Raw genomic sequence first — 13,438 nt, forward strand, 5'->3', positions numbered from 1 at the left:
AGTAAATTTGCTTTAATATATGACTATCACTAAAGAACAAGTATTAGCAGCACTGAGTAATGTTGAGGAACCGGATCTGAAAAAGGACCTGGTTACCCTTAATATGATCCAGGATATACATATCGATGGCAACCGCGTTAGTTTCTCAGTAATATTAACTACCCCGGCTTGCCCGCTAAAAGCAATGATTGAGAATGCTTGTCGCAATGCCATCCTGCACTTTATCAGCAAGGAGGCCGACATCCATATCAATATGACTTCGCATGTTACCACACAGAAGAATACCGGTGTGCCGGGCGTAAAAAATATTATTGCCGTTGCTTCGGGCAAAGGCGGTGTAGGTAAATCAACTGTGGCGGTCAATTTAGCTTTGGGTTTGGTAAAAACAGGGGCTAAAGTTGGTTTGATTGACGCCGATATATATGGCCCTTCAATCCCGATCATGTTTGGTTTGGAGAATGCACGCCCCCAAGCCAGTAAGTTAGAGAACGGCAAAACCCGAATTGAACCTATAGAAAAATTCGGTGTTAAGCTGTTATCCATAGGTTTCTTTACCGATCCAAATCAACCTGTGCCATGGCGCGGGCCAATGGTTTCAACGGCCGTAAAACAATTGTTTAATGATGCTGATTGGGGCGAACTGGATTATTTAGTAATCGATTTACCTCCAGGCACAGGTGATATTCACATCACCATAACACAAACCTTCCCAGTTACGGGCGCGGTTATCGTTACTACACCTCAAAATGTGGCTTTGGCCGATGCTAAAAAAGGAATTGGCATGTTTATGATGGATGCCATTAATGTACCTATTTTGGGAATTGTGGAAAATATGTCCTATTTCACCCCGGCCGAATTGCCAGAGAATAAATATTACATCTTCGGACAAGGCGGCGGCGAGAAATTAGCTAATATGTTGGATGTGCCATTCCTGGGTGAAATTCCGTTGGTAAAAGGCATCAGTGATTCAGGCGATGCAGGTACGCCGATCGTTTTGGATGAAGATTCGGTACAATCAAAAGCCTTTATTGATATGGCAAAAAGAGTGGCGCAGCAGGTGTCAATATCCAATGCAAAAGTGTTGAACAGGCCGGTTGTTAGTCAGTAATTTAGTTTATGATAATTTCATTGTCGTGTAAAAACACTATTAACAATTATAATTGTTGCAAATAATTAATAACTTTACTTATATAAATTAGTAAAAATGAGTTTATTAGAGCAGGTAGAAGCAGCACTGGACAGTATTCGTCCGTATTTGGAGGCTGATGGCGGGAATGTTTCTATCGAGGAGATCACTCCTGATCATGTTGTAAGATTAAAGTTGCTGGGTTCATGCGGTTCATGCCCAATGAGCATAATGACGTTAAAGGCTGGCATTGAGCAAGCTATAATGAAGGCTGTTCCCGAGATTACAAGTATTGAGGCAATAAACCTAACGGATATCGACGATCCGAACGCCGTACTCCCTGAAAATTTACGATAGTGTTAAGTATTGTTAAAGTTACATGCATAGCAATATGAATAAACTATTTTTGTTTTGTTTTTCGGAATAGATTTTGATATAGAAAGACAGAAAGGCTTTAGAGCAGGATGAAATACTTAATTGGCATATTCTTTTTATTAGCAACCACAGCAGCTTTTGCACAGCAACAGCAGCAAGAGAAACCTTTGGTGCAATTCACGGGTATTGTGCATAATGCCGATAGCGCGAAAATTATAGTTCCATATGTGAACATTACCAATGCTGCTACACACAAAACAATCACCGCATCAAACTACGAAGGTTATTTCTCATTTGTGGCGCATGAACAAGATACCTTAATATTTACCTGCGTTGGTTATGCAACTACAAGGGTTGTTATACCGGCCGATGTTAAAAATAAGAGCTATACCATACCGGTAATGATACAGCCGATCATTATCAACCTGCCAACTTTTCATGTGTTCCCTTGGGCTACTACCGATGAGTTCAAAAAGGATTTTTTAGCGCTGAAAGTTGCAGATGATGATTTGGAGATTGCCAAAAAGAATGTTAGCCGTACAACCCTAATGGCTTTAGTTGCCACTTTACCACGTGATGGACAGGAAATACAGGACGCGCTTTACCAAGGCCTGAATACTTCTATAGAAAACTCGCATTCACTAACACCAAACCCGTTATTGAACCCACTTGCATGGGGTAGCTTTATAAATGAAATAACCCAGGGTGATAAAGCTCGTGCAAACGCTAATGCCACTAATTACGATAATTAACGGCCTTTTTTAACTGCAGGAAATTTCATTTTATATTCCACGTCCACTTCACCTTTTGATATGCCGTTAAGCCTTTTCTCAATCAGGCGTTTACGTAGCGGGCTCAATTTGTCGGTAAATAATTTACCCTCAATATGGTCATATTCATGCTGAATAACACGCGCGGCTAAACCTTTAAAGGTAGCTTCATGGTGTTTCCAGTTCTCGTCGTAATATGATAATCTAACTACCGGTTTGCGGTATACATCTTCCCTAATATCAGGGATGCTCAGGCAACCTTCGTTAAAAGCCCACTCTTCGCCGGTTTCCTCTAAGATAGCAGCATTGATAAAGGCCTTTTTAAAGCCCTCTAAGCCTGGTTCTTCGTCGGCGAATACAGATGCGTCAATCACAAATAAACGCATAGATAAGCCCACCTGAGGGGCCGCCAGCCCGACACCGCGCGCACCATACATGGTCTCGTACATGTCGTTAATGATCTGTTGAATATTTGGATATTCATCCGGCTCAATGGATGTCGCTCGTTTACGTAAAACAGGATCGCCGTAAGCTATAATCGGGTACTTCATAACTGCAAAAATACAGGTTTATTCTTTAGGCTCAAATAGCAAGGTTGTCATACTACTAACATCAAAAATCTCGTTGCTTATATCAAGCAATTCATCGGCAGTAACCGCATTAATCTTTGCGAATATTTGTTCCAAACTATCTACCTCTCCAAAATCAAGCAGACTTTTACTCATGCCGATGATAAGGCTCATCCTGTTTTCTTCGGCTAAAGCTATCTGCCCGATGAATTTTTGTTTGGCCTGCTGTAATTGTAAGGTGCCGAGTTTGTTATCACGTAATTTCTTCAGCTCTTTATTCACCAGGCGCATAGCTTTATCAGCCTTTTCAGTGTCTGTACCAAAGTAAATCGAGAAGATCCCGGTATCGGAAAACGAAGTATAGTTGGATTCAATAGTATAAGCGATGCCATGCTTTTCGCGGATCTCCAAATTTAATCTACTGCTCATACCCATGCCACCCAATAGGTTGTTCAACAGCAATAAGCCGTATCTTTTTTCATGTTTTGATGGATAGGCGCTGCTGCCGGTAATGCAATGTGTTTGTGAGATGGGTTTATGCAATATCAGCTCTTTACCTGCATTTGCTATTGGCGCTATCCTGGTTTTAACAGCATTATTAGCAGGTATCCAACCGAAATATTTTTCGAAAAGTTTGATGAGTTTATTCAGATCATAATCACCAAAAACACCAAAAACCATTTCGGAGGTATTGTAGGTGGCCGCCATGAAATTCTTAATATCCGCCTTATCAAAAGCGCTTACCGTTTCGGGCGTGCCTAATATGTTTTTCCCGATGGGATGATCTTTAAATAATAATTCCTCAAAATCATCCTGTATAGCTTCTTCCGGCTGATCGAGATAAGATGCGATCTCGTCCAATATCACACCACGCTCTTTCTCCATTTCATCCTCGGGGAACGTAGAGTGGAATAATATATCCTCAAACAGGTCAATAGTGCGCTCCAAATGCTGTTTTAACAGGGAGGCATGTATGCAGGTATATTCTTTGGTGGTATAGGCGTTCAGGTCGGCGCCGACTAATTCAAGCCGATTAAGTATTTGACTGGTACTGCGCTTTTCGGTTTCCTTAAAAACAAGGTGCTCAATAAAATGCGCCAAACCTTCTTTTTGCTCAGGCTCATCGCGTGAGCCGGCATTAACCACAAAACAGCAATGTGTAATGGTTGACGGTGAATGCTTAAAAAGTATGCGGATGCCGTTAGCTAAAGTATGAACCTGGTAGTCGATCATGAGGGGCAAAGATAGTTATATAAGTTACAATTATTTTTTAGTGGATTCAGTCTATTTATTCTAAATTAGACACATGAAAATTGCCGACCTCGATTTTGAACCCCTAATAAATGCCGATACTATTGAGAAACGTGTTAGAGCCATCGGCGCGCAGATTAGCGAGGATTACAAAGATACCAAACCGCTATTTATAGGCGTACTAAACGGTAGCTTCCTATTTATCGCCGACTTGATAAAACAAGTTGACATTCCCTGCGAAATCACCTTTACCAAACTGGCCAGCTATTACGGCGGTACCAAAAGCACCCTGAAGATCCGCGATGATATTGACATCAGCGTTGACCTAAAAGGCCGCGATATTGTTATAATTGAAGACATTGTAGATACCGGCAACACCGCCCACTACCTCATAGAAAAACTGAAGCTAAAAGAGCCCGCTTCCATCAAATTATGCTCCCTGTTGCTTAAACCAGCATCTCTGCTAAAAAAAGTTGATGAGCTTAAATACATAGGCTTCGAAATTGAAAATCATTTTGTGGTAGGCTACGGCTTGGATTATAAAGAAATGGGCAGGAATTTGAAAGATATTTATAAGAAGGTGTAAGTACTATTTGCTATCCATCATGTCATTGCGAGGAACGAAGCAATCTCATGCTATACAAGGTTGCCTTGCTTATTCGCGATTGCTTCGTTCCTCGCAATGACATAACGGAGAAAATTGCTCTTCTACACCCGCTGTTTGTGTCCTCACAAACAGCAATAATTGCCCGTGGGGACACAGACAATGGGCACCTTAGGCAGTAACCACCTCCACAATCCCACCCAACAACTCAATAGCCTCATCAATTCCCCTAACACCTTCAACACTCAAACGAAGCGTATTTTTCACCTCCTTTAAATTGGTACGACGAGGGTTAGACTGCACAAAACCAAGCACTTGCCGAAACATCTCCGTTTCAAAATAAGCCGATTGCTGGTTGGTAATAAAGTAGCCACGTAGCACTCCTTTTTTTAGCGAGATCTTTTCAAACCCTATACTCTTACCCAGCCATTGCAGGCGCATGGTATTCAGCAAGTCGTTTACTTGCGGCGGGATAGGGCCAAACCTGTCGTGTAGTTGTTGCTGGAAAGCATCCAGCTCAACCTCATTTTCCAGTTTGGATAGTTCTGAATATAAATTATACCGCTCGGAGAGGCTGGTTACGTATTCGTTTGGTATCAATATCTCCAGATCGGTATCTATCTGCGTGAACGCGATAAACGGCCGTGGTTTATCATCCGGGAAAACACCTTTAAATTCGTCTTCTTTTAGTTCCTGTATGGCCTCATCCAGTATCTTATGGTACATCTCAAAACCTATCTCGGCAATAAAACCGCTTTGCTCGGCACCCAGTAAGTTACCGCTGCCGCGGATATCTAAATCCCGCATGGCAACATTAAAGCCGCTACCCAAATCGCTGAATTCCTCAATAGCGCTCAAACGCTTACGGGCTTCATTAGTCAGGGTTGATAATGGCGGACTCAGCAAATAACAATATGCTTTTTTATTGCTTCGCCCTACACGACCACGCATCTGGTGCAAATCGCTCAGGCCAAACATATGCGCGTGGTTAATAATGATGGTATTAGCATTCGGAATGTCCAAACCAGCCTCAATAATGGTGGTAGCCACCAATACATCGTACTCGTGGTTCACAAATTTCAGCATCACATCCTCCAATGCATCACCTTCTAACTGCCCATGTGCTATACCAATCCTTGCTTTTGGCACCAGTTTGTGGATCATACCGCCTAATTGCGGTAAATCATTTACCCGGTTATGGATAAAAAATATCTGACCATCACGCTCCAGTTCAAATTCAACGGCTTCTTTGATCAGCTTATCGTTAAACACATGCAGCTCGGTAACAACAGGCTGACGGTTTGGCGGCGGGGTGGATATGATAGATAAATCCCTCGCACCCATCAGTGAGAAATGCAACGTACGCGGGATAGGCGTAGCCGTCAACGTCAGCGTATCCACATTGGCACGCATTTGTTTCAACTTTTCTTTGGTTGATACGCCGAATTTCTGTTCTTCATCGATGATCATCAAACCAAGATCCTTAAACTTAACATCCTTGCTCACCAAGCGGTGTGTACCGATGATAATATCAACCTTACCCTCTTTAAGTTTTTCTAAAGTATCCTTAATTTGCTTGCTCGATTTAAAGCGATTCACATAATCAATATTACATGGAAAACCTTTCAATCTATCCGAGAAAGTTTTATAATGCTGGGCTGCTAATATAGTTGTAGGCACTAAAATAGCTACCTGTTTACTATCCGCCACAGCTTTAAAAGCTGCACGGATGGCCACCTCGGTTTTACCAAAACCCACATCACCGCAAATTAGCCTGTCCATTGGGTGCGGCGCCTCCATGTCTCTTTTAAAGTCGGTGGTTGCTTTTTCCTGGTCCGGGGTATCCTCATAAATAAAGGATGCTTCCAGCTCGGTCTGCAAATAACTATCGGGCGAAAAAGCATTACCCTGCTGCGATTTACGCACAGCATAAAGCTTAATCAGATCGCGGGCGATGTCTTTAACTTTTTTTTTTGTGGTTTTCTTCAGGCGCTCCCAGGTGTCGGTGCCTAATTTGTTCATCTTAGGTATGGCACCTTCCTTGCCGCTGTATTTTGATATGCGGTTAAGAGAGTTGATGTTCACATAAAGCAAATCATTATCGGCATAAGTCAGCCTGATCATTTCCTGCATTTTGCCGTTGACTTCCACCTTCTCAAGCCCCATATATTTACCTATACCGTGGTCGATATGGGTAACATAATCACCGGGCTTAAGCTCGCGCAATTCTTTTAGGGTGATGGCCTGCGAACGCTGGTAGCCCTTTTTTAGTTTGTATTTATAGTAGCGGTCAAATATCTGGTGATCGGTATAACAAGCGATTTGCTGTTCCCTATCCACAAAACCCTCGCGGATGGAAACGCTTATCGGCGTAAATTTTACCGTTTTGTCCAGGTCCTCCAAAATGGCATAAAGCCGCTCAACCTGACGGGCCGAATCGGTAAGAATAAAGTTCTCTATCCTCTCTGCCTCGTTATTTTTAAAGTTATGTATCAGCAAACTAAAATCCTTGTTGAAGGATGGCTGCGGGCGCATTTCGAAGTTAATAGTCTCGTTAGGCGTATAAAAAAACTGCTTGCCAAATTCTATGATCGGGAAATCGGCTAACTGGTCGGCAATTAGTTTTTCATCGGTAAAACCAAATTTCGGGTCAATCCAATCCTGGTTTTGGTTTTTCTCCTCAGGGGATAATGCCTTCCACAGAGCTGTTGCCTTTTTATAACCGCTCTGGATAATATCCAAAGTAAACTGCACATCCTTTATCCAAACCTGCGTACCGGCATCAACATATTCCAATAAAGAAATATTGCTTTCTGTCAAAAATTTAGACTGAACATTAGGTACTATCGTGATGCTCTTCACCTGCTCAACCGAAAGCTGACTTTCAATCTCAAAAGTCCGGATAGATTCTATCAGGTCGCCAAAAAACTCAACACGGTAAGGCAATTCATGCGAGAAAGAGAAAATATCTACGATACCGCCACGGACAGAAAACTGGCCCGGTTCGTATACAAAATCAACCCGGTCAAAATCATACTCCACCAAAAACTCATTGATAAAATCAATGCTGAGTTTGTTATTAACAGAAATCTCCAGTGTGTTTTTTTCGAGCGATGCGCGGTCAATCACCTTTTCGGCCAAAGCCTCGGGGTAAGTAACAATCAGCTGGCCAAATTCGGAAGAATGATTAAGCTCATTCAATACCTCGGCACGGGCAAGCACATTGCTGCTATCGGGCTGGGTAAATTCAAATGGTTTACGGTATGATGACGGAAAAAGTAAAACTTCTTTACCGGTGAGGTTTTCTAAATCGGCCTGGAAATAACCGGCTTCCTCGCGCTCGGGCAACACAAATATCATGTGCTGATGCTGCAAAAAATACAAAGCTACCGCCATAGCAGAATCGCCCGACCCCACTAGCCCACGTAACTGAATTCTCGGATTTTTTGAAGCATTTAAGGCTTGCGCCAATGCTTTAATCCTGTCATCAGCTTTATACTTTTCTAATATATCACGGATGTTCAAAACGTTGCGAAGATACGCAAAAAAGCACTTTTACCCACGCCAACACAAATTATGACAAATAATAAAACAATATACTTGGTTTTTACTTTTTAATCATAGATTTAATACACCAAATTGCTATTAAATCTAAATTGTTAAACCAAATTATATTACAATGAAAAACGCATTTATAACCGGAGTTATCATCGGAGTTTTAAGCGGCTTGTGGCTATTCGTTATGCACATTGCCGGGTATGATTTAACTAAAGACCAGGTTTCCCCTTTTGAATATGTATCTGTAATTATCCCTATCGCCGGTTTGTTTTTTGGATTGAAAAGCTACCGTGATAATGATCTTGGCGGTAATATGGGTTTTTTAGAAGCTTTAATACAGTGCTTTAAAATATTAATACTGGCCGGTATTATTGCCATTTTTGCCGGGATATTATACATTAGTTATGTAGATGCAGGTAACAATGCCCGCGATTTTTCGGGCCGTATGTTTGCCGCGTTATTGATCGGCGTATTAAGCTCATTAGCCATGTCATTAATACTCACCACCAAGTCGAACAAAGTTGATTAAAGCGTTTTTCTTAAAGTATTTTGAATTAGCCTTTTGGGTAACCGCGCTGATAGCGCTGGGTGTAAGCCATCCAACAGAAGCAACACACTTTACCTTATGCCCGTTAAAATTAATGGGCATAAACTGGTGCCCTGGCTGCGGCCTGGGGCACTCTATTGCTTTTTTACTCCAAGGCGATTTTATCAACTCATTCCATGCTCATTGGTTGGGATTGCCTGCGCTCATCATCATTCTATATCGCATCTGTGATTTAATCAGGCAAAACATATCAAAGCCATTGTATATACTTAGCAAGCCGTTGTAATTCACCGTTATTATTGCGCCACCTACCGACTTATTGTAAGTCTCCGCCAGTTTTGATTTGTCAAAATTTTAAGCCTATCTTAGTTTTACATCACAATTAAAACAACACAATAACCAAACTAAGAATTACAATGGACCCTTTTCAAAATCCTTACATAACTCTTCCGGGAGTAACTGCCGAAGAAATTGGCTTTTTACAACAGGCAACTAATGGCTTGAATGAAAATCAGCAGAAATACTTCTTTATGGTTTATTCAAGCAAAAGAAAGAACCCACAAGATATACTAATATTCGCAGCTATTGGCTTCTTTGGTGTTGCCGGAATTCAAAGATTTGCAATGGGGCAAATAGGTATGGGGCTTCTTTTTTTATTTACAGGTGGTTTTTGCGGGATAGGTACACTTGTTGATTTGATTAATCACAAATCGCTTGCTTTGGAATATAATAAAAGGATGGCTTATGAAAGCTACCATATAGCACAAATGGGCGGGCAGGCGGGACTATAATTATTAAAAAGCTTAACGAGTAAAACCCGTTAAGCTTTTTAATAATGCCCTTTTAAGGAATGAACTCTTATAGAGAGTCGATCCGTCCGAGACTTGATATATAATGCGATGCTCCTGATTTATTCGTCTCGACCACAGTCCTGATAAATTATACCTTAAAGGTTCGGGCTTTCCTACTCCTTCAAAAGGATCTTCCTCAATGGCATTTAATAGTTGAGTGATTTTTTTTTGAATGATTTTATTGCCTGATCTTTTCCAGTATTCAATATCCTTTTGTGCTTCTTCTGAATAAATTATTTCCATAAGTCTTCAGTTTTTATCGCCGTAAAATTCCCGGCTTTAAAATCTTCATTACTACGATTTAATTTTTCCACGAACTCGGAGTCATAAGGAGACTTGTTTTCCTCAAAGCGAATTTTAAACGCTTTCATAAATGCTTTTAATGCATCTAATTTTTCTTTGTTTTCAGGATGTACAATTAATGTTCCCATAATTTCAAATTTACAATTTTATTTTTTCACTTTTATTCACAATTTTATAGCTTAGCCAATATCATGAAACTATCGCTCTTAACCGATTACCTCGAAAGCCTGGCGCCTTTAGCCTATCAGGAAGATTATGATAATTGCGGGTTGATAGTAGGCAAGCCTGATCAGGAAGTTTTTCAGGCGATGATATCCTTGGATTGTACCGAAGCTGTGGTAGATGACGCGATCGCTAACAATTGCCAGGTGATCATATCCCATCACCCCATCGTTTTTAAAGGACTTAAAAAATTCAATAGTAAAACCTATGTAGAGCGTGTGGTTGAAAAGGCTATCCGGAATAATATCGCGCTGTATGCCATCCACACCAATCTGGATAATATGCATACGGGTGTTAACGCCCGCATTTGCGAAACTTTAGGCTTAACCAATACCCGCATTTTAGCCCCAAAGTATAACACTATTAAAAAACTGGTTACCTATGTGCCGCTTGCACAGGCGGAGCAGGTACGTAATGCGTTATTCCATGCGGGTGCGGGTAATATTGGGAATTATAGCGAAGCCAGTTTTAACGCCCAGGGTAAAGGTACGTTTACAGCCAATGAAAATGCCGATCCCTACGTTGGCGAAATAGGCGTAAGGCATACTGAAGATGAGGTTAGGGTAGAGGTGGTTTATCCCGCCAACCTGGAAAGCAAAATATTAATGGCGCTAATATTAGCGCATCCTTACGAGGAGGTTGCTTACGACTTGTTTAACCTTACCAACCAAAATCAACAGGTTGGCGCAGGCATGATAGGCGAACTGGAATATCCAATGCCTGAAGATGCCTTTTTAGTTGAGGTGAAGGATAAGATGAAGGCGCATGTCATCAGGCATACTGCTTTCACGGGTAAACACATCCGCAAAGTGGCTGTTTGCGGTGGCGCCGGTGGCTTTTTATTGAAGCAGGCCATAGCCGCGGGAGCAGATATTTTTATCACTGCCGATTATAAATATCACGAGTTTTTTGATGCCGAAGGAAAGATACTAATAGCGGATATTGGGCACTTTGAAAGTGAGCAATTTACGCAACAATTATTGTATGAAATAATTAGAAAAAAATTTACTACCTTTGCCGTCCGTTTAACAGAGATTAATACAAACCCCGTCAAATATTTTATTTAATGGAACAAACCGTAGAACAAAAGCTAAAGGCTTTATACGAGCTACAAACCATCCACACCAAAGTTGATAAAATTCGCCAGGTAAGAGGTGAATTACCTATGGAAGTGGCAGATCTTGAAGATGATGTTGCAGGCCTTGAAACCCGCATTCAGAAAATCAAATCTGAGCTGGATGATTTGGAAGATGATATAGTTACCCGTAAAAACCTGATTAAAGAGTCGCAAGCGAACATTAAAAAGTACGAAACGCAACTTAATGAGGTTAAAAACAACCGTGAGTATGATGCAATTTCGAAAGAAGTTGAGATTCAAGGTTTGGATATACAGGTAAGTGAGAAAAAAATTCGTGAGTTTGGTTTCGAAATCGTTACCAAAACACAGGTTTACGAAAAAGCGCTTGCTGATTTAGATGCACGTAAAAGCGACCTTGATGCTAAAAAAGCTGAACTAGGTACTATTACTGCTGAAACTGAAAAAGAAGAAAACGAACTAACTGCACAAGCTGAAAAAGCAAAAGCAGGAATTGATGAGCGTTTATTAATTGCTTACACTCGTTTACGCGGCAACGCTAAAAACGGTTTGGCAGTAGTAACCATCCAGCGTGATTCATGTTCAGGTTGCTTTAACCAGATACCTCCACAGCGCCAGTCGGACATCCGTCAACGTAAAAAGATTATCGTTTGCGAACACTGCGGCCGTATTTTGGTTGATGAGCAAATGGCATTGGAAGCCGAAACAGTTTAAGCCCTTTCCCCTAAGAAAGCTATACAAAATTTTAAAGGCGCTCATTGAGCGCCTTTTTTGTTGATACTCGCTTGTCATTGCGAGGAACGAAGCAATCGCACGTAGAAACGCCAACCATAAGCTAAAAATTTAATAAAAACATATCATAATGTTAATAACAACTAGTCATTCTTAATTGTTATTAGCCTAAACTTTATTAATTTATTATGGCAGCTGAACTAAATCCAACTCAGAAAAAATCAACTAGCGAGGTTTTGCGCTTCGCGCATCCGTTTTACACTCCAACCCCAATTGCTGAAAGAAGCGAAGTAAGCGGAATAGGTACCAGGATGACGGATTACGTCCAAACACAGCTTTTACCCATACCTGCCCCAATACGCAACCCAATCATGATGCTCTCAGAGATTATTGGTGATGCGGGTGTTACTGAAATTGAACAAGCCGGCACATTGATATTTCATACCGTTGGCGATACCGGAATTGAAACCGGGAGTACCCAACAATTGGTTGCAGATGCCATGTCGGCTGATTATAATGCTGCTGAACCGGCTTCTTCACCGGCTTTCTTTTTTCATTTAGGCGATGTGGATTATTATGATAATACAGACCAGGGTTATCACGCTCAATTTTATGAGCCATATAAAACCTATCCCGGCAAAATAATAGCCATACCGGGTAATCACGATGGTGAAATATTTAAATATAACGGGGTAAGCACAGGCCAAACAACAACATTAGAAGAATTTCAGGCTAATTTTTGCCAGGCAGTAACTGGTGTGCCACCTGCTGCAGGAACTATTTATAGAGAAATGATCAGTCAACCAGCCGTTTATTGGTATTTGAATACACCATTTGCGGATATTATTGGTTTATACTCGAATATTGCTGAAAACCCCGGCTATATATCCGGCTCAACTATCGGCACAGCGCAAAAAGACTGGTTAACCCAAACATTACAAGCCATTGCCACTGCCCGTAAAACCGAAAAGCGTAAGGCGTTGCTTATTGCTACGCATCATCCGCCATTTAGCGCGGGCAGCCACTCATCCAGTACCGATATGCTGATAGATATTGATGACAGCTGTACGCAGGCATCTATTTTTCCTGATGCATTTCTTTCAGGGCATTCGCATAATATCCAATGTTATACCCGCTACATAACCGTTGATGGCAAAGAGGTGCAAATACCTTATGTAATTTTAGGTTGCGGCGGTCGCCCGGTTACTCATGTACCTTCAGCTAACGGTGTTAAAACTACCGATGCTACAACAGTACCTTCATCACACACTTTCGATAAATCACTGTCTACATATGGTTATGGTACCGTTACTGTTACTGAAAGTAAGTTGACGATTGTAATCACAACGGTAGACTCATCGGGCACTAAAAATCTGTTCGATACGATTAGTGTTGATTTGATATAATATTGCTGAAAAATCCTAACTTGTATAA

15 protein-coding genes are annotated in these 13,438 nt (G+C 41.2%); 10 read left to right on the top strand and 5 right to left on the bottom strand.

Annotation, left to right across the window (positions count from 1 at the left end; genetic code table 11):
* Positions 1–19 precede the first annotated feature (19 nt).
* The 3 genes from GSQ74_RS05580 to GSQ74_RS05590 all read left to right on the top strand — a co-directional run bounded on the left by GSQ74_RS05580 (position 20) and on the right by GSQ74_RS05590 (position 2,253).
* Positions 20–1,108: an Mrp/NBP35 family ATP-binding protein gene (locus GSQ74_RS05580; protein ID WP_158990913.1), complete on the top strand. Its 1,089-nt coding sequence runs from the start codon at positions 20–22 to the stop codon at positions 1,106–1,108.
* Between the two features lie 96 nt (positions 1,109–1,204).
* Positions 1,205–1,483: a NifU family protein gene (locus GSQ74_RS05585; RefSeq protein WP_158990915.1), complete on the top strand. Its 279-nt coding sequence runs from the start codon at positions 1,205–1,207 to the stop codon at positions 1,481–1,483.
* 107 nt (positions 1,484–1,590) lie between these two features.
* A complete protein-coding gene (locus GSQ74_RS05590) occupies positions 1,591–2,253 on the top strand; it encodes a hypothetical protein (protein ID WP_158990917.1) in 663 nt (220 codons plus the stop codon).
* On the opposite strand, the gene def is transcribed toward GSQ74_RS05590, so the two are convergent.
* Entirely contained in the window at positions 2,250–2,822 is a 573-nt protein-coding gene (gene def, locus GSQ74_RS05595) for a peptide deformylase (RefSeq protein ID WP_158990919.1), read from the bottom strand. The genes GSQ74_RS05590 and def overlap by 4 nt on opposite strands.
* A gap of 18 nt (positions 2,823–2,840) precedes the next feature.
* Positions 2,841–4,070, bottom strand: coding sequence for a pitrilysin family protein (locus tag GSQ74_RS05600; protein ID WP_174236918.1), 1,230 nt, complete (start codon positions 4,068–4,070; stop codon positions 2,841–2,843).
* A gap of 76 nt (positions 4,071–4,146) precedes the next feature.
* Here GSQ74_RS05600 and hpt point away from each other — a divergent pair, with 76 nt between their 5' ends.
* Positions 4,147–4,677, top strand: a complete 531-nt coding sequence (gene hpt, locus GSQ74_RS05605) for a hypoxanthine phosphoribosyltransferase (RefSeq protein WP_158990923.1) — start codon at positions 4,147–4,149, stop codon at positions 4,675–4,677.
* Between the two features lie 189 nt (positions 4,678–4,866).
* Here hpt and mfd read toward each other — a convergent pair whose 3' ends face one another.
* Entirely contained in the window at positions 4,867–8,220 is a 3,354-nt protein-coding gene (mfd, locus tag GSQ74_RS05610) for a transcription-repair coupling factor (protein WP_158990925.1), read from the bottom strand.
* A 154-nt stretch (positions 8,221–8,374) separates the two neighbouring features.
* Between mfd and GSQ74_RS05615 the strand changes: the two genes are divergently transcribed.
* The 3 genes from GSQ74_RS05615 to GSQ74_RS05625 all read left to right on the top strand — a co-directional run bounded on the left by GSQ74_RS05615 (position 8,375) and on the right by GSQ74_RS05625 (position 9,591).
* Positions 8,375–8,782: a DUF4199 domain-containing protein gene (locus GSQ74_RS05615; RefSeq protein WP_158990927.1), complete on the top strand. Its 408-nt coding sequence runs from the start codon at positions 8,375–8,377 to the stop codon at positions 8,780–8,782.
* Positions 8,775–9,086, top strand: coding sequence for a DUF2752 domain-containing protein (locus tag GSQ74_RS05620; protein WP_254060814.1), 312 nt, complete (start codon positions 8,775–8,777; stop codon positions 9,084–9,086). Before GSQ74_RS05615 ends, GSQ74_RS05620 begins: the two co-directional genes overlap by 8 nt.
* A gap of 130 nt (positions 9,087–9,216) precedes the next feature.
* The gene (locus tag GSQ74_RS05625; protein WP_158990929.1) at positions 9,217–9,591 is read left to right on the top strand and encodes a TM2 domain-containing protein; all 375 of its coding nucleotides are present in this window, start codon (positions 9,217–9,219) and stop codon (positions 9,589–9,591) included.
* Between the two features lie 12 nt (positions 9,592–9,603).
* Here the strand turns inward: GSQ74_RS05625 and GSQ74_RS05630 are convergent, their stop codons facing one another.
* Both GSQ74_RS05630 and GSQ74_RS05635 read right to left on the bottom strand, forming a co-directional pair.
* Entirely contained in the window at positions 9,604–9,894 is a 291-nt protein-coding gene (locus tag GSQ74_RS05630) for a Txe/YoeB family addiction module toxin (protein WP_158990931.1), read from the bottom strand.
* Positions 9,885–10,082 (bottom strand): DUF2683 family protein, encoded by a 198-nt coding sequence (locus GSQ74_RS05635; RefSeq protein WP_158990933.1) that lies wholly within the window; start codon positions 10,080–10,082, stop codon positions 9,885–9,887. The genes GSQ74_RS05630 and GSQ74_RS05635 overlap by 10 nt, the downstream gene beginning before the upstream one ends.
* 63 nt (positions 10,083–10,145) lie before the next feature.
* Here GSQ74_RS05635 and GSQ74_RS05640 point away from each other — a divergent pair, with 63 nt between their 5' ends.
* The 3 genes from GSQ74_RS05640 to GSQ74_RS05650 all read left to right on the top strand — a co-directional run bounded on the left by GSQ74_RS05640 (position 10,146) and on the right by GSQ74_RS05650 (position 13,410).
* The gene (locus GSQ74_RS05640; protein WP_158990935.1) at positions 10,146–11,243 is read left to right on the top strand and encodes a Nif3-like dinuclear metal center hexameric protein; all 1,098 of its coding nucleotides are present in this window, start codon (positions 10,146–10,148) and stop codon (positions 11,241–11,243) included.
* The gene (locus GSQ74_RS05645) at positions 11,243–11,986 is read left to right on the top strand and encodes a zinc ribbon domain-containing protein (RefSeq protein WP_158990937.1); all 744 of its coding nucleotides are present in this window, start codon (positions 11,243–11,245) and stop codon (positions 11,984–11,986) included. The genes GSQ74_RS05640 and GSQ74_RS05645 overlap by 1 nt, the downstream gene beginning before the upstream one ends.
* Positions 11,987–12,192: 206 nt before the next feature.
* Entirely contained in the window at positions 12,193–13,410 is a 1,218-nt protein-coding gene (locus tag GSQ74_RS05650; protein WP_158990939.1) for a metallophosphoesterase, read from the top strand.
* Positions 13,411–13,438: the final 28 nt, after the last annotated feature.

This window comes from Mucilaginibacter sp. L196 (genome assembly GCF_009765905.1).
Taxonomy (GTDB): Bacteria; Bacteroidota; Bacteroidia; order Sphingobacteriales; family Sphingobacteriaceae; genus Mucilaginibacter.